At 72.0% G+C, this 15,863-nt stretch carries 11 protein-coding genes; 3 read left to right on the top strand and 8 right to left on the bottom strand.

Translation table 11 applies throughout. The features are described from left to right. Nucleotides 1-536: 536 nt before the first annotated feature. On the top strand, nt 537-1,106 hold the full coding sequence (locus BMZ50_RS06640; RefSeq protein ID WP_143087105.1) for a hypothetical protein: 570 nt from the start codon (nt 537-539) through the stop codon (nt 1,104-1,106). An 893-nt stretch (nt 1,107-1,999) separates the two neighbouring features. Here BMZ50_RS06640 and BMZ50_RS06635 read toward each other — a convergent pair. From BMZ50_RS06635 to BMZ50_RS24085, 6 genes are all read right to left on the bottom strand, one after another. Further along, nucleotides 2,000-3,079 (bottom strand): hypothetical protein, encoded by a 1,080-nt coding sequence (locus BMZ50_RS06635; protein ID WP_091322502.1) that lies wholly within the window; start codon nt 3,077-3,079, stop codon nt 2,000-2,002. A gap of 87 nt (nt 3,080-3,166) precedes the next feature. After that, nucleotides 3,167-3,400 (bottom strand): hypothetical protein, encoded by a 234-nt coding sequence (locus BMZ50_RS06630; protein ID WP_091322501.1) that lies wholly within the window; start codon nt 3,398-3,400, stop codon nt 3,167-3,169. 129 nt (nt 3,401-3,529) lie between these two features. Continuing rightward, complete coding sequence (locus BMZ50_RS06625; protein ID WP_091322500.1) at nt 3,530-4,051, bottom strand: hemerythrin domain-containing protein; 522 nt, start codon at nt 4,049-4,051, stop codon at nt 3,530-3,532. A gap of 766 nt (nt 4,052-4,817) precedes the next feature. Further along, the gene (locus tag BMZ50_RS24985) at nt 4,818-4,946 is read right to left on the bottom strand and encodes a hypothetical protein (protein WP_281245406.1); all 129 of its coding nucleotides are present in this window, start codon (nt 4,944-4,946) and stop codon (nt 4,818-4,820) included. A gap of 495 nt (nt 4,947-5,441) precedes the next feature. Beyond that, nucleotides 5,442-6,482: an AraC family transcriptional regulator gene (locus BMZ50_RS06620; protein WP_091322499.1), complete on the bottom strand. Its 1,041-nt coding sequence runs from the start codon at nt 6,480-6,482 to the stop codon at nt 5,442-5,444. Between the two features lie 566 nt (nt 6,483-7,048). Continuing rightward, on the bottom strand, nt 7,049-7,192 hold the full coding sequence (locus BMZ50_RS24085; protein ID WP_177212680.1) for a hypothetical protein: 144 nt from the start codon (nt 7,190-7,192) through the stop codon (nt 7,049-7,051). Between the two features lie 1,236 nt (nt 7,193-8,428). Between BMZ50_RS24085 and BMZ50_RS24080 the strand changes: the two genes are divergently transcribed. Beyond that, entirely contained in the window at nt 8,429-8,581 is a 153-nt protein-coding gene (locus tag BMZ50_RS24080; RefSeq protein ID WP_177212679.1) for a hypothetical protein, read from the top strand. Between the two features lie 1,665 nt (nt 8,582-10,246). Here BMZ50_RS24080 and BMZ50_RS06605 read toward each other — a convergent pair. Further along, nucleotides 10,247-11,803 carry a protein kinase domain-containing protein gene (locus BMZ50_RS06605; RefSeq protein WP_091322496.1) on the bottom strand — a complete coding sequence of 519 codons (1,557 nt, stop codon included), beginning with the start codon at nt 11,801-11,803 and terminating at the stop codon, nt 10,247-10,249. A gap of 731 nt (nt 11,804-12,534) precedes the next feature. Here BMZ50_RS06605 and BMZ50_RS06600 point away from each other — a divergent pair. Then, nucleotides 12,535-14,085, top strand: a complete 1,551-nt coding sequence (locus BMZ50_RS06600; RefSeq protein ID WP_091322495.1) for a recombinase family protein — start codon at nt 12,535-12,537, stop codon at nt 14,083-14,085. A gap of 300 nt (nt 14,086-14,385) precedes the next feature. Here the strand turns inward: BMZ50_RS06600 and BMZ50_RS06595 are convergent, their stop codons facing one another. After that, the gene (locus BMZ50_RS06595; RefSeq protein WP_218146128.1) at nt 14,386-14,622 is read right to left on the bottom strand and encodes a helix-turn-helix domain-containing protein; all 237 of its coding nucleotides are present in this window, start codon (nt 14,620-14,622) and stop codon (nt 14,386-14,388) included. Nucleotides 14,623-15,863 lie beyond the last annotated feature (1,241 nt).

The following is a 15,863-nucleotide window of genomic DNA, read 5'->3' as shown; positions in this document are numbered from 1 at the left end:
CCTGTCCGCGGTGCGGTGGCCGGGGGGAGCTCGGATCCCAGCGCCCTCTGGCGGCGCGGCCACGGGCCGGGGGATCACCGGCGTGATCGGGGGGACGGGGTCCCACCGGGGAGTGTCCGAGGGGCGACACGCTGCATACGCACACGCCACGCCCTGTGATGACCTCGAGGAGCTCCAGGCCCAGGCCTCTTCGTTCGACTGACCGGGGTCCCCCTGCTGCTGACCGCGTCCCCCCGAGCCTGCGCGCTCGGGGGGACGCCACGGAAGCGGCCAACTGAGGATGCAGGCGGCCGGCCCGACCTCGGTGCTCGCGACCGCCACCAGGCTGAGGGCCGGCCCGGAAACAGCAGCGACTGGGACTGCTGCCCCCATGACCCTGGTCACTTCCGCGACGCTGCGTGACCGGTGCCGCCTCGCCTGCTGCTCGGCGGCTGAACCGTGGACCTGCTCGAACATCCGCGGGACCACGAATCGAACCTGGCACTGTCCGTAAGTGGCTCACCTCGGCGGGTGATGGCCGGTGCCACCCTCGAGGGATGACTCCTCCCAGCCCCCTTCCCCACCGTGCCGCTCCGGAAGCCGCCGCGGCAGCCGAGCGGGTGGCCGCGCTGATCGCGGCGCGGGTGCAGGCGTGCGGGGAGCCGATCCCCGGGCCCAAGGCGGCGTGGCTGGACCGGGCCGGGTGGACCGTGGCCCGGTACGCCCATGTCGGGCGGATCCTGGCCCGGGCAGCGGCCGTGCAGGGATCGGACGCCGAGGCCCGGCGGGTGCCGCTGGTCGAGTCTGCGGAAGAGACCGTCGTGTACCGGATGCCATGGGCCGATGCGGTGCCGTGGCTGGAGGTGCTCGCCGTCGAACCGCTGCCCTACCTGGCGCAGACGATCGAGCGGAGGCGCGGCGAGCGCGAGCTCTTCGGGTACGTCGGGATGGTCGAGGAGCTGCGGTTCGCGTGGACCGGAATACCGGCCGAGGTCGCCGCGGTGGCGTACGCCGCCGGACTGGACCCGCTTCGGGTGCGGGCCGACCTCGCCGCCGGGCGGCTGGATCTGGCGGAAGTTCGAGCTCGAGCCGGGAGCCGGGGCTACCGCCTGCCGGACGCCCCCTGAGCCGGGTGGACCGTGGCCCGTCCCACCCACACGGCGGCCGGGGGCTCGATCCCCCTCGTCGAGGGAAGCGCCGCGCCGGACTTCTATCTGGGCAGGTCGACTGCCGGGAGGCCGCCGGGCCGGCTGTTGCCGGAGGCGACGGCGGCCAGGGTGAGCGCGCCGCAGGGCGCCTGCTCACCGGCACCGGCCCGCGGCGGGATGGGTAGAGGAGTCGGCGCTGGCGCCGCGGGCGGCCGGGTTGGCCGGGGGAGCGGGGTTGGGCCTCGGCCGACTCGACCGGACCGTCCCGGTGGGCGCAGTCGCAGCCAGCAGCCGCTGGAGCGCGGCAACGTCCGAGGCATGGTGCGCCGTGGACGTGGGCTGCGCCGCAGCGGGGGAGCGGCCCCCTTGTCGTACTCCGCGCTGTCTCGGGTGTTCCTGCCGCCACCGGGGGCTTGCGCCGGCGAGGCACCTACCTCGACGCGATGCCACTGGCGCTCGGGCTCATGATGAGCAGTTGCAGGTGATTGGCACGCTCAGAGTTGTCTGAGCTGCCAACTGTTGCGCTTGCCATTCGGGAGTTGCGCGTTGCCAACCTCCGGCAGATTGGCAGACGCAGCTATCGGCACACGCAACTCTTGGGAGCGCCAATCGGCGTCCTGACCGCCCGGCCGCGATTGCCGACCCTGGTGAGGGCTTGGACGGTGCCTCGCCGTGACCGAACACCGCACACTCACCCCGCCCAGCGCCGCGCAGTTCGACGCGCTGGCCGCCGACGCCGCGCAGCTGCTCGCCCCGACGTTCGCAGCGCGGGGCTGGACCTGGCGGCTTCCCCCGCCGCCTGGAGCTGCTCCAGGGGGCGCGGCTCGGACCGGGGATACCGGTCGAGGTCCCGGCGTCCTGACCGACGGGCCTCACTCCGCGGGGGTGTTGGGCCGGTAGGTGTAGGCGGCCTCGCGCACCGCCTCGTCGGTCTCCAGCCCTGCGCCGAGGGCACCTCCGACGGTGGCCAGCGAGCTGGTGAGCCACGCCAGTTCGAGATAGTCCCCGACTCCCACGGCGTGGCCGAGGGCGTCGGCGAACAGGCCCGGCGCGACGAGCAGCAGCGCAATCGGTAGCGCCAGCACGAACAGGGCCGCGTACAGCGAGACCACACCGATGGCGACGGTCGCGGTGGTCGCGAGGTTGAACAACGCCACCTGCTTGCGCACCCGTGGATCGGTGGACCGTTCCCAGAGCTCGGCACCGACGATCAGCGTCACGCCGATGGCGAGCACCGAGCCGACCGCGACCGCCGTCATCCGCGCCCACCCCAGGGTGTCGGCCAGCCGCCAGATGTCGGAGGTCACGAGGGCGAACACACCGGCCGCGATCGTCGCGGTCAACGCCCGGGACAACCGCGTGGCAAGCCGCCACGGCCGGTTGGCCCGCACCATGCCCAGCAGCAGTCGGAGGTTGCCCGAGAGCACGCGGGCGGTGAACCAGGCGCCCTCGGACACGTCCTCGGCGTCGGGCTCGGCGGCGAGCTCGCGCAGGCGCCGTCCGAGGGGTCCGGACGGCGGCTCTTCCGCGCCGGGCTCCTCGTCGGTCTCCCCGGCCAGCGTCCGGATCAGGGCCATCGCGGTGGTGCGTGTGCGGCGTCGGAGGCCGACGGGGCCGAGGGCGGGCACCGAGATCAGGGCGACGCCATGCACAGGACTGGCGTGCGCGACCACCGGCCGGCCCGACGACGCGAGCGGCAGGTCGGTCAGGCAGACCGCGAGATCCCAGTCCTCGGCGAGCAGGAGTTTCCGGGCCGCCGCGACCAGTTCGGCGTCGTCAGCCGGTGGCTGGACCAGCCCGTCCTCGGCATAGGCGATCTTCCAGGCCACCGTGGGCAGTTGGTCGGCGAGGTCGTCGGTCAGGTCGGCCACGAGGTGCTGCCCCACGTCGGCCGCGGCCCCAGGTGCAGCCACGACCCCGACGACGACGGCCGGTGCGGCAGCGTCTGCCATCGTCGCCTCCACGACCGGGCGCCGGGGAAGCCGCGTGCCTGCGGTGTGGTCTGCCCGCGGTCCATGATGCCGCCCGCGCGACCGGGTTCAGCCGGCCAGTCGCGCCGCCTCCCGGTCCAGGCGGACGACGGTGTCCCCGGGTTGCTCGAGGTCGTCGTGCGTCACGCACACGACCAACCGGCCGGCGAGCGCGGCCCGCAGATCGGCGATCAGCGCCCCCGCCGTCGGTCGAGGTGGGCGGTCGCCCGACCCCGACGATCCGGCCGCCCCGCCGTCGTGGACGCAGCGCGTCCCCACCGAGGCCGGGGTCGCGGCAAACATCCGCAGCCGATCCGGGTCGCAGTTCCTTCATGTTGTGCTGGGCGCTGTCGCCGACCCTGTCGACCAACGGCCGCCCGATGGCGATCAAGCAGCCCCGCAGGAGGAACGCAGCGGGGGCCGCTCAGTCGCTCAGGCGCTCTGCGTGCGGTACGCCTCGATGTACTCTCGCGGGTCCTTGAGCTCGATCGGGACCCCGTGCGAGTGCTGCGCCTCGAAGGTGACGAACTCGACCGCGATCCGGTGCCGCGTCTCCAGGTCGACGTGGTGCCGGACGTCGAGCAGGTCCTCGCGCTCCTCCTCGGCCATGTGTTCGTCGTTCTCCTTGCGGGCAGCCCAGACCGCGGTCCACCACTGCTTGCTCCCGGGTTCGCTCGCGCGAACCTTACGGATGGCGTCGCGGATCTCGTTGTGGTCCTTGATCGCATCCTCGACCTCTTCGATGACATCGCTGTCGGGGCTGCCCCTGCCGAGCTTCAGCAGCGGCGGGTAGAAGTACCGCTCCTCCGCCTCGGCGTGCACCTCGAGGAACACCTCCAGCCGGCCCCACAGCGACGCCAGGCCCGCCGTATCGTCACGGGGCATCTCGTCGAGCAGGCCGAACATCCGCCGCTGCTCGTGGTGCTGGAAGAGGATCACTTCGGTGATGTCCATGCCTGGCACGGTCCTCCGGCCGGGCGTCCCGCGCAGCCCTGGACCGCGCGTCCTGTCCACAGATCGACGCATTCCGGGCCCCTGATGTGTGCACACGTCGCCCCCGGAGCGGTCGTGTACGTGAGCCGGCGCGCCACCCGCCGGTCTGACCAGCCGGCGTGGCCGCACCATCGCACGTACACGAGCGTGCGGATCGCTCGCATCCGGTCGATGGCGTGCGATGAGCGGGGCGAGGCCGCCGAGCGAGTTCCGGCCACAGGTACCGGCTCCAGCCGACCGTCTCGGCCGCCGGGACGGGAAGCTCGGTGTACAGCCGCGGCGGCCCGGGCCTGTTCAGCCCGAACAGCTCCAGCACGGCGATCGACATGGCGTCGCAGCGCAGCACCCGGCAGAGCTCCTGCAGGATCTGCTAGCCCCGGTCGGCGAGCGTCACGGGCTCGTCGGCGATGCCCGCGATCTTGGCAGCGGTCGTGCGCGCCTCGCCGCTGTCCGCGGACACGGCTCCGCCTCCCACGCTCGGGCCGAGGCCCGCTGCTCCGCCGCCCCGGGCCACTGCTCAGCCCGGGGCGGAGGAGAGGGCCGTGGGCCCTCGGCTTCGCGCGCAGGTGAGCCGACTGCTTGGCCCCCTGCGACATGAGCCGCCGTCTCCCATGAAAGAGCGGGAGTCCGGGCGGGTCTATGCGGGGAGCGCAGAGTTCGGTGCGCTTCGCGCACCGCCGCGGGAGCCGACCGAGCGGTCTACGGGCGCGGCGGGCGGTGGTCCGGATCAACCCACGACCCGGGCGCCGATCCACGGGGCGTCGGCTACCTGTCCGGCCAGCTGCTCGATCTCGGCGAGGAGCCCGGCGACCGTCCAGGTGGTGCGCAGCTCGTGGGGTGCGGCCTGGTGGATCATCCGCTGCAGTCGGCGCAGCTCCTCGAAGGCCTCGTGGCGGACGAACCCGGAGGCGGTGAGTTCGGCGTCGGGTCAGAGGTCCCCGGCGTGATCGATGGTGAAGCCGATCCAGCCCCGGCCCGCTCCCGTTGCCGATCGCGCGGGGGGACACCGTCGCAGGGCGACGGGCGCAGCGGCGGATGAGCCGAGTCGAACCACGGCGGGTCGTGCCCGTAGAGGCGCATGCCCCGCCTCCTCGGCCGGCGTGCCGGGCAGCGTCCGGAGTCCGACACGACGCGGCCCCTGCGGGCTCCGGCGCGGGAGGCGGCACTCCGGGCCGCCACCGGTGCGTCGAAGCTGCGGGGCGGGTCGCTGCCGGCGCGCCTCCGTGCCCCCGCTGTCGGTCTGCCGAGCGCCGGTGCTGCGCTGAAGGATCCAGGCAACGGCGGCCGGCCGGGGGCTCTACGCGCAACCCGCAGAGTTTGGTGCGATTCGCGCAGACCTGCAGCAGGGCCCTTATGCGCGGTACAGAGTCTGGGCGCGGAACAGAATCTGCGTCCGGCGACGAGTCGGTGCGTGGCGCAGGGTCTGCGACGGGCTCTCCCCGAACTTCTCGCGGTAGGTCGCGGCCATTCGGCTCAGGTACAGGACCCCCCAGCGGCTGGCGACGGAGGAGACCGTGGTGGTGTGCGGGTCGGCCGCCTGCAGGTCCTCGTGGATCCGCTGCAGGCGGATCTCTCGCAGGTATCGCGTCGGCGGGATGCCCACCGTACGGGCGAACCCGTCCTGCAGGCTGCGCGCGCTGACCGCGACGGTGCGGGCCAGGCCCGCGGTCGTCCACGGCTGTTCGGGGTGCGTGTGCAGCAGCTCGATCGCCCGGTGGATCGCCGGCGGGGCCGCCGGCGGGTGCGGCGCGGCGAGGGCGTCGGTGTAGGTGTGCGGCTGGGCCAGCAGCAGCCCGTCGACCAGGATCCGTTGCAGGTTGCCGGCCGCCAGCGGGTGGTCGAGCAGGCCGTGGGAGTACCTGCTCTGCCGTTCGATCAGCCTCAGCGCGTCCACCCACGCCCGCCCGGCATCGCCGGTGACGTCCATCGCCGGGGCGAAGGCGAGCGGCGCGGCCAGCGGCCGGTCCAGCATCGCCTCGAGCTCCTGCTGGAGCACGTGGCGGGGCAACATCAGGCAGAACTGCGCGGTGCCGGCCTGCCACTCGAGCTCGGCGTCCAGCTCGGGCATGAACACCGCTGCGAGCTGCGGCGTGCTCGCCACCGGCTCCAGCCGCCCGGAGCGAGACACAGTCCCGCCGGTGATCGGCAGGTTCACGTGGTAGTTGTCCGCCTCGGCGGTGTCGATCTGCACGCCCCGGCCGAACCGGACGTAGGTGACCGTCACGTCCCCGACCCGGGTCGCGTTCAGTCCCAGATCCAGATCGCCCCCGGAGCCGACCGGATCGAGCGGCCGTAGGGTCAGCGGCAGAAACGTCGACCGCATCGCTTCCTGCGCCTCGTCGACGTCCGCCGTCCGCGCCACCGGGAACCGACCGAACGGTTCCGCTGCCATCCTGACCCTTGATACCCCGCCGCAATGCCAGCCAGCGTCTTGACGGCGATTCCAGCCAACCACCGTTCAGGGCATGGCATGGACCATGCGGTCACGGCTCGACTCACCCCTCCGTCCCCCGGGGGGCCACCGCGGTGCCGCTGTCCGCATGACGGGGGTCACTTCACTCATGTCACCAGACGCCGTCACCAACGTCCGTGGTCAGTACACCTAGCGGGCCAGCACCACCCGCCCCGCTCGCGTAAGCGTGGAGACAGAAGCACCCCACTGGCCTGGATGCCATGAGGGTTCAACTCGGTGTCCGAGGGGTGACTCGCTACATACGCACACGCTTCTCGCGTGCGAGTTGATCCTCGGCTGCGGTAGCGGGGCCGACGGCTGAGGTCGCGCTGACAGGCCCGGGTCGGCTATGAGGCGCGCCGGGATTTCAGCAGGCGGAGCAGCGCAAGGCGTACGCCTCGGCCGGATCGGGACCGTCGTACCCGCTCGTCGCGCCGTCCAACACGAGCGTGACCCGGTAGCCGTCACCGGTGGTGGGGCGGTGTGGTCTCGCCCGAGGGGACGGGTCAGCCCTTGGCCTGGCGGGGGTGCATCAGTCGCTCCATCTCAGTGGCGGCCCGCTGCTTCTCCTTCCGTTCGCTGCGCTTGGCCTTGACGGCCTTGCCCGACTTCTTCATGGCGTGGTTGTCGTGCGGCGACTTGTCGGCCATGGGAGGAGTCCCTCGTCGACGGGCGGAACAGCTTCTCCATCATCTCGCTGCTCTGCCGCGCCAGAGCGTCCGCCGCATCCCCTCCAAGCGATACGAAACGGCCCGACGAGCGTGATCCCCGGTCCCGGGCCCCCGCAGCGCCCACCCCCAGCCCCCTGTAGCGACAACACCGACAACTGCCCCGCCGGGTGACGTGCCCATACAGGGAGAGGATCCCGATGTCCTGTCGTTCCAGCGGCACCGCACATCCCCTGCAGTCGTTGGACGCCGAGGCGCGTGAGCCGGCACTGCGGCGGGCACGGCGCGCAAGACGGTGAGCACCGTCCGCGGGCAGCGCCGGATCAGGGCGGCCCTCCCGCCTACCTGTCCGGCGTGGCGCGCGTTCACCCATCGGGCACCCAGGCGCCGCCGGCCGGACCGGCCGATGACGGACTGTCCCGAATGACACGATCTGTCGCTGATCTACCCGCGGGGGGAGATCGGGGTGCCGCCTGAGTCTCTCTAGTCCATCGCACGGCGAGCACGCCGAACACCAACAGTGGGTCACCGGCGCAGACCCCGTCATTTCCGGCGACCGATAGGCCCCGATCGTGCCTGCGTTCGGGGGGGTGCGGCCGTCGACAGACGTGCCGGTCGGACTGCTCCATGCGGTCGGCACCGGACTGCCCGTCGGCCGTAGCGCTCTGCCAAGCGCCGATCACGCTGCTGGATCCGGGCCGGTGGCGCTGGCCTCCGAATCGACGCAGACCAGGAAGTGCTCCTGTCACTCGCGTCCCCTCGTGCACGCATGTCACAGAAATGCACCGACGTGACCGACCGCAGGTGGTTCGGCGGTGACGTGACCCAAAGCCGAGGACGACGGGGCGAGCCTGGTGTGACGGTTGAGCCGGGAGCGGCTTCCGCTTCGTGGAGTGACAGGAGGGCCCGCGGCGCGTGCCGCTGAGCGACCTGTCCGCGATGACGACAGTGAGATGGCCGCGCCATGGGCTACGTCGTCCAGCCCCTGCCCCGGGCGGTCGCGGTCATCTCTCCACGAGAGCGACCACGTGATGTCTTCATCGGGAGGCTGGGATGTCCTGTCGACGCTGCGGCCCTGCGTACCAGAGCGGCCGGCCCTGCGACCGCTGCGGTGAACGGAAGCCGCCTGCCGTCCCGCCGAAGGGTGGTGTGTCGCGGGCCCCGCAGCCGCTCGGGAGGCATCGTTCGGACGTGCGGGCGGATGCTGGGGAACGTCAGATGACCCCGATCTACGACTGGTGCCGCGCCCACTTGGCCGACGGCGAGGCCGTCGGCCATGTGGCCCCCGAGGACGCCGCGGCGCCGCACCTGGCCACGATCCAGCGCATCTATGACGAGGGCATGGCGCGGTTGGCGCATCTCGCCCGCTAGCTCGACCCAGAGGAGCCCGGCGGGCTCCAGAACGCCGCACCCCACTTCCCTGACGTCGACGGGGCCGGCTTGCCCCCAGCGGCCGGCCGTGCACCGTGCCCGGCTGGCTCTCGTCGCGATGGTCGTGGCTCTTGTGCTTGCCGGCGACGCGGCCGCGGATGCGCCAGCCGCCGTCGAGGCCTCGCCATCATGTTGGCACCGCCGGGCCGGGTGGTGGGGGCGGCCGGCGAGAATGCGGCTGATCGGTTCGACGGTGACCCGGTCGACGTGCCAGAGCCAGCTCATCCGCCAGCGGACCAGCACCTGGTGCACGGTCGAGGGGGCCCGACCCGCACTGCGATCGCCACCGGGCCGACCGGCACCCGGTCAGGTGACAGCGTGGGGGAGTTCGCCGGTGGCCGACCGCGTGTCCGCGGGGGCGCGAGTGGGAAGGCCGAGAGCTGATGATGGTCAGCCTGACTGCTGTCGGTAGATCACGACGGCGCGATCAGGACGCTCACGTAGCGCTGGAGCGGGCGGTGCCCGTGTACGGCCGCGCGTGCCATGGCCGTGTCGTACATGTGCCGGATCTCCGCCGTCGGGCGCGTCCTATCGTCCCCGCCGACCTCGACGTGCCCTCGGGCGGCACGCTGCGCCGCGCCCTGTGGAGCACTGCCGGTCCCCTGAACGTCTCCGGCGCGCATACCCGTGGCCGATTCGCTCCCGGCGGACGGCCGTCGGGGGAGCGTCACCCGGCGAATCGCATGGGCGACGGGCAGCCGCTTACCGCAACGGTCACAGAAACGGCCGCGCTCATCCGCGGTGCCGCAGTGTGGACAGGACATCGGAGTCCATTCCTCGGGGGCAGTGGTCGCAGTGGTGCCGGTTGCTAGGGAGGCGGCCGCGCCCCACCGGCACGACGTCCACGGGGGGAAGGCGCGGGATGCCAACGGTGGCGCGGCCGCCTCACTTACGTCATCGGCGACAACCGGCACAGGGGCTCGTCGTCGTCCCACCTCTGCCGTTCTGGCACATCCGTCACACCAGTGCACCGATGTCACACCAGCGCGCGGCACCGCCGTCACACATGAGCTGCAGGGATTCCCTCGTGATCGCGCAGAGCCCATCGCTCACGCACCCGTCGGCGGGTGCCCGGCGATGACGGGAGTGAGGCATCCCCGGCTGACCCGGACCGGACCTTCCGGGATGCGTCAGCCGGGGGATGCCTCTGCCAGGGGGCGGGGCGTCGGGAGGGACCCGTTCACCGAGGAGACCGCAGCCCGCAGCCGTCCCTGCGCTCGTGGCGAGCGGCCGGCCCAAGGCCGTCGAGCCCCAGGACGCCGACCAGCGGACCGACACGGTCCCCCTTGCGCTCATCGTGTCGAGGGACGGCCGACACGAGGCGCCGTTGACCTCTCACGGGGTGCCGGAAGGCCGGCCCGCTGCGTGGTCGACGGGCTGCCGGACGCAGGAGCCCGCCGAATACACGACTCAGGCCCGCCCGGCCGGCTCGGCGCGGCACCTGGGAAAGCGGAGCCGAATGGCCCGCGGCATGGGCGTTCTCCTCGGGGGTGGGCGCTCCGACGCCCGGCCTGATCTGCCGAGCCCCGCCTGCGGCGCCTAACGGCAGCCGCGCCCGGCCGTCAGCGGTCGTCCGGCGTCAGCTCACCCACGGAAGCCGTCAGTTCACCGCGAGGGACCCCTGGCGCACGGTCTCACGAGCAGCGTGGTTCCGCCGATGTCGGCCGTTCTCAGCCGTGGCCCCGCCCGTTGCCCCGCCCGGGCGGGGAGGGGCGGCGGCTGTTGCCGGGGCCGGTGCTGGTCTGGGGGGGCGGCCGTCGTCGGGGCGGCGACCGTCGTCGGGGTGGCTGCCCTCGTCGGGGCGACGCCCTCGGGTGCGAGTCCTGGGGTGTCATCAGTCGCGGCGTCCCCTTCCTGCTTCCCTCCGTGAGAGGGGACGGCGTAGGTGACCACGACGATCTGCCCCGGGGACACCTCTCCGGTCGGGTCGACGGCAAGCACCGAGCCGGCGGGCGCGTCCGCCGTCTGGAACGCCCGCTCCCGTACGGAGAAACCGAGGCCCCTCAACTCAGCCTCGACCTCGCCGACGGGCCGGCCCACGTAGTCCTCAGGAGCGATCCGGAGGCTGAGCGTCGTGGTTGGTGCCGGGGTCGACCCGGCCGCCGGGGCCGGCGCGCGGTCCACCCCCGCGAGGACCCCCGCCAGCACCGCTACGAGAGCCAGGACCGGGATGAGAAGGATCACGAGCCGCCGGGATGGCCGACGGCTGACGGCCGCATGTCTCGCCCGCCCCGGGGCGCCGGTGTTCGCCGCGAGAAGGGGCCCCGGATCGCCGAGCCGCAGGACCGTCGTGGCGTCCGGGTCCGGCTCAGGGAGTACCGCCGACCCGGCCACGGCCTCCTCCACGGCTCTCAGCACGGCGGCGCCGTCCGCGATTCGCTTTCGAGGATCCTTCACGAGCATCCGCGCCACGAGCTCCCGCACCCTGGCGGGGACGTCGTCGGGTAGCGGGTCGGGCTCGCCATGTGCGTGCATGAGGGCGACCTGCACCGGACTGGCACCGTCGAACGGGCGGCGGCCTGCCAGGCACTCGTAGGCCACCAAGCCCAATGCGTAGACGTCGCTGGCAGGGCCGGCCATGGCCCCGTGCGCTCGCTCCGGCGAGAGGTACTGCGCGGTGCCCATGACCTCTCCAGGTCCGGTCAGCGGATCTCTCGACCCGGACCACGCGATCCCGAAGTCGGTGATCTTGACGGTGCCACCGGGGCCGAGGAGGAGATTCGATGGCTTCACGTCCCGGTGGACGACGCCCGCCGCGTGGGCCGCGGCCAGCCCGGCCGCGGTCTGCCGAACGATCTGCAACGTGCGGGCCGGTGTCACCCGGCCTTCTCGCCGGAGCACGGCCGACAGCGGCTCGCCGTCGACCAGTTCCATCACCAGGAAGGGGATCCGGTCTCCGCGTGGCCCTGGCGTCAGCCGGGCTTCTCCGTAATCGTGGACCGTGGCGATGTTCGGGTGGGTCAGGCCTGCGGTGAGCCGCGCCTCCCTCCGGAAACGGCTCAGGGCGGTCGCGTCGGCGGCATGCCGCGGGCGCAGCACCTTGACGGCCACAGGCCGCTCCAGCGCGAGGTCTCGGGCCCGCCACACCTGCCCCATGCCGCCGGTCGCCAGCAATGTCATCATCTGGTACCGATCACCGACGAAGTGACGGCCCAGGTTCACGCTGATCTCCTCTCTGGCGGTCGGACCCTCCGGTGATCCCGGCCGGGCGGTAGGCGACCGGCTCCGCAACTGAGGAAATCAGCACCGCCGACCCGCTTCTTCGACCCGCCGACCCGCGTCTTTGACCCGCCGCGCGGCGTCGAGGTCGAGTACAACGGCGTTCGGGAGGACATCTGCCTCCCGCGGGTCTGGGGCCCCTGCAAGCACAGCCGCCGTGTCATGGCCGAGGTGCCGTGGACGCAGCCCCAGGACTGAGCTTCGGACCGATGTTCCCGCCGCTATCAGGCCCTGGGTGGTCACGGGGCGCAGAACCATCGGCTTGCCGCATCGGTTGCAGAACCAGAGCTCGCCGCGCGGGTGTGCGCTCACGCAGTTCAGACAGGACATCGTCGACCCCTCTCATAGAGGAACGTCATCGCGGGGCTTGCATCTGTGTCATCGCCCGCGAGCGACCCAGCGGTACGCCCGAGTAACACCGTGATCTCCTCCCCCATCTGTCACAGAAGGAGAACGACAGCCCTTGGAGGTTCTCGGCGGACGCGGCCGTCTCGTCGTCGATGTCGCCCAGGCCGACCGCGCGGTTGCCCCGAGATCGTGAACCGCCGAGGCGATGACGGCGACATGAACTTCATCAGGGACGCAGCAGATGACTCGGGCCGGCCCCTCGCCTGGCGTCTCCCTCGTCAGGCGCACTGCAGGCCGCCTGAGGGAGACCGGTCCAGCCGTTGCGGATGTCAGAAGGGCGGCTCCTCATCGGCTACAGCCGAGCCCTGCCCTGGCGCCACCGCCCCGAGGCGACCCGCCTGCTGGAAGCCCTCGCCGCGCCCGACCACACCTTCGACGCCGTGGTCATCGGCGAACCGCAGCGCGCCTTCTACGGCTCACAGTTCAGCGACACCTTCCCGGTGCTACAGCACTTCGGCGTGGACCTGTGGGTACCCGACGTGGGCAGCCGGATCGACCCCGACTCCGACATCCACGAACTGAGGATGACCATCTTCGGCGGCATCTCGAAGGGCGAACGCCGCCGCATCCAGCGCCGCGTGATCGGCGCGATGGAAGCGGCGACCGTCCACCAGGGCCGCTTCCTCGGCGGCCGGCCGCCCTACGGGTACCGCATCGCCAGCGTCGGCCCGCACCCCAACCCCAGCAAGGCCGCCGACGGCATCAACCTCCACGTCCTCGAGCCGGACCCGGCGACGGCGCCGGCGGTGCAGCGGGTCTTCGACCTCTACCTGTCGGGCACCGGCCTGCGGGCGATCGCCACGCGACTGAACCAGGAGAGGCTGCCATGCCCGTCGGCGCACGACCCGGACCGCAACACCCACCGACTGAAAGACGGCTGGCAGGCCTCCACCGTCCGGGCCATCCTCACCAACCCCTGCTACCTCGGCCACCAGGTCTGGGGCCGCTGGCATCGGGTCGAGCGCCTGCTCGACCCGATGGACGTCGCCGCCGGGACGGTCACCGTGTTCCGCCGAAGCGCAGCCGAACGCATCGTGACCAGCACGGAGCCCTCGCACCCTGCCCTCGTGTCGCCAGAAGCCTTCCGTCGAGTCCAGAGCCTGCTCGCCTCCGGTTCGGCGAGTGCCGCCGAGCGACCGCACACCGTCCGGTCCGCAACCAGCCCCTACCAACTCCGCGGCCGCCTGCACTGCGGGCTCTGCGGACGCCGAATGTCCGGGCACCGCCGCGGTCCCACGCTGCACTACCGCTGCCGCGCCGCCGACCTCGTCCCATCTAAACGGCCCGAACACCCCCGCACCGTGTACCTGCGCGAGGACGGACTCGTCGAGACACTCGACGACTGGCTGCACAGCGTCCTCGCCCCTGACCGCCTCGAGGCAACGGTCAGGACCCTGGCCACCAATAGTGAGGCTTCGTTGGCTGACGACAGCAGACGTCAGGCCATCACGGCGCGCATCGGCGATGCACAGCAGCGGCTCGCCCAGTTCAAGGAAGCGTTGACCCGAGGAGCCGACCCAGGCATGGTGAGCGCCTGGATCAACGAGGCCCAGGCCGACCTCGCCAGGGCACGCACCGACCTCGCCCTGCTCAACAACGCGGTTCCAGCCGAGTTGACCCGAGCGGACCTCACGACGGTCCTCCGCGACATGTCTTCGCTGGTCAGCGCGCTGTCCACGGCTGAGCCCTCTACCAAGCCCGACATCTACCGCGACCTGGGCCTGCGAATGGAATGCCACCACGACACCGGCGAGGTGGAGGCTGAGATCAGCACCGCCGAGGCGTGTGCAAAACGTGGTGTCCGAGGGGGGACTTGAACTCCTGTCCGCGGCTAAGTATCTAGATGCGCGGTGATGCCCTGAGCTGCGCTTTGACCGTCTACGGCACTCGCTGGCCGTCCGGAAATGGCATCCAGATACCGCCGAATACGCCGGGCGCAGTATCACGCGGAGTATCACGGGCCGGGCCCGCGGGAGAGGGGAGACTTCGGCGGGGGCCACCCCGTTCGCAGCCAGCATGCCGCCCGACGGGTCACGTGGATGACCACAGGAGGCGTCCGGAAGTCGTTGCTGCCGCAGACGCGCGCCGCAGCCGACAGGTCTGTTCTGGGCGGGTGGCTACCGGTCGCTGGAGCCGGCGTCGTTCACTTCGGAGAGGGGGTCACCAACTGTGACGCCCAGGACGGCAAGGAGAGGCAGCCGAGGGAGCAACACTCGCCGACCGAGACGGACGGCAGGCAGCTCGCCGTTCCCGATGGCGCGGGTCACCGTGCGCACGTCGACACCGAAGATCGAGGCTGTCTGTGCAACCGTCACCACGGCGGAGCGGCTGGTCCTGAGGTCCTCGAGGTTCACCGCACCTCCCGTGCACGAGCGGGACGTCGGGCTGTCCGGCGCTGCCCGGCCCATCCATGGTTGAGGGGTGGCCTCCGGGCAGTCTCCAGTTCTCCTGGCGGGAGAACGCACGTCGGGTTGACCGGGGCGGACTGAACTCGTGCCCCGGCAGGCTGTCACCGCGGAAGGTCCGGATGGCGGATCTCAGCGGAGCTGCGGGGCTCCGGTCGCGTGCGCCCGTCTCCAGTAGGCCTCCAGTAGCGGCTCCAGGTGTCGTGCCAGGCCGGGGAGGTCGCGGTCGTACACCCGCCCGTCGTTCAGTTGGTCGGCAAGTTCGCCGAGCAGCCTTGGCCAGTCGCGAGGGGTCGGCGCGACGGGCACCCGGATCTCGACGCGCCGCTCGACGACGTCGACCGCTGAGCGGCCCGAGGTCGCGGCCCGAGTCTGTTCCCAGGCTCGGTGCCGGCAGGTGGCCGAACACCCCTTGGGGATCGGTCCACGGCTCATCGGGGTGATCGGTCCACCGCACCACCCACACGTTCGCGCCGCGGCCCGTCGTTCGCGGCCGGCCCCCCAGCGTCGGGCGCCCTAGCGGCCCTGGTGGCCGGCGTCTGCTCTGCTCGCTGGTCACGCCGGAACTCCTGTTCCCGCCGCTGCCGCTCACGTTCACGCTGTCGCGCTCGGTACCCGGGGCTCCGGCTGTTTCCCATGCCGTTGACGCTGCAGACGAGCCTCCAGTGACTCGTCACCACGAGTTCTGGGACCGCAAGCGCAAGAGGTGTGATGCCTCGCGATCTTGAAGGCTCCAGTAGGGCCGGATGGCGAGCGGAAACACCGCAGTCATCCCACCGGTGGTGCCTCGAGGGTCGCCCCGCTTTGGGACGGTGTCTGCACGCGGTGTCAAGGGAGGACTTGGGCGCCGCGAAGTGGGAGCCGTCCCACCAGCGGCTCCCTGGTGGGGGAGTGGGCGCTGTGCGCGCGGCTTCGTGGACATGGTCGGAACGTGTGGACGAGGCGTCGAGGAGTTGGAGCTGGCCACGCTGGCCACGCTGGCCACCGCCGTACTCGCCGAGGTCTCGCCCCCGAGAAGGAGGCCGACGGTGTCCGACTGCGCTGGTCGAACGCCGGCCACCCGGTCCCGGTGCTGCTCGACGGGCTCGTCCCGTCGGCGGCCGCGGACGACGTCGCCATCGTCGCCTTCCGGCTGCGCCCCATCGCCACCGAGGACGGCACGTTCGCGAGACGCCCGCGCGGATCCCCAC

Origin of the sequence: Geodermatophilus ruber, assembly GCF_900114385.1 — a bacterium.
Lineage (GTDB): Bacteria > Actinomycetota > Actinomycetes > Mycobacteriales > Geodermatophilaceae > Geodermatophilus > Geodermatophilus ruber.
This window is presented reverse-complemented; position numbering and strand designations above follow the sequence as displayed.

Bases quoted from the DNA above. Each gene is read 5' to 3' on its own strand.
- BMZ50_RS06640 (WP_143087105.1), top strand. From the start codon at position 537: ATGACTCCTCCCAGCCCCCTTCCCCACCGTGCCGCTCCGGAAGCCGCC.
- BMZ50_RS06635 (WP_091322502.1), bottom strand. From the start codon at position 3,079: ATGGCAGACGCTGCCGCACCGGCCGTCGTCGTCGGGGTCGTGGCTGCA.
- BMZ50_RS06630 (WP_091322501.1), bottom strand. From the start codon at position 3,400: ATGTTTGCCGCGACCCCGGCCTCGGTGGGGACGCGCTGCGTCCACGAC.
- BMZ50_RS06625 (WP_091322500.1), bottom strand. From the start codon at position 4,051: ATGGACATCACCGAAGTGATCCTCTTCCAGCACCACGAGCAGCGGCGG.
- BMZ50_RS24985 (WP_281245406.1), bottom strand. From the start codon at position 4,946: ATGATCCACCAGGCCGCACCCCACGAGCTGCGCACCACCTGGACGGTC.
- BMZ50_RS06620 (WP_091322499.1), bottom strand. From the start codon at position 6,482: ATGGCAGCGGAACCGTTCGGTCGGTTCCCGGTGGCGCGGACGGCGGAC.
- BMZ50_RS24085 (WP_177212680.1), bottom strand. From the start codon at position 7,192: ATGGCCGACAAGTCGCCGCACGACAACCACGCCATGAAGAAGTCGGGC.
- BMZ50_RS24080 (WP_177212679.1), top strand. From the start codon at position 8,429: ATGACCCCGATCTACGACTGGTGCCGCGCCCACTTGGCCGACGGCGAG.
- BMZ50_RS06600 (WP_091322495.1), top strand. From the start codon at position 12,535: ATGTCAGAAGGGCGGCTCCTCATCGGCTACAGCCGAGCCCTGCCCTGG.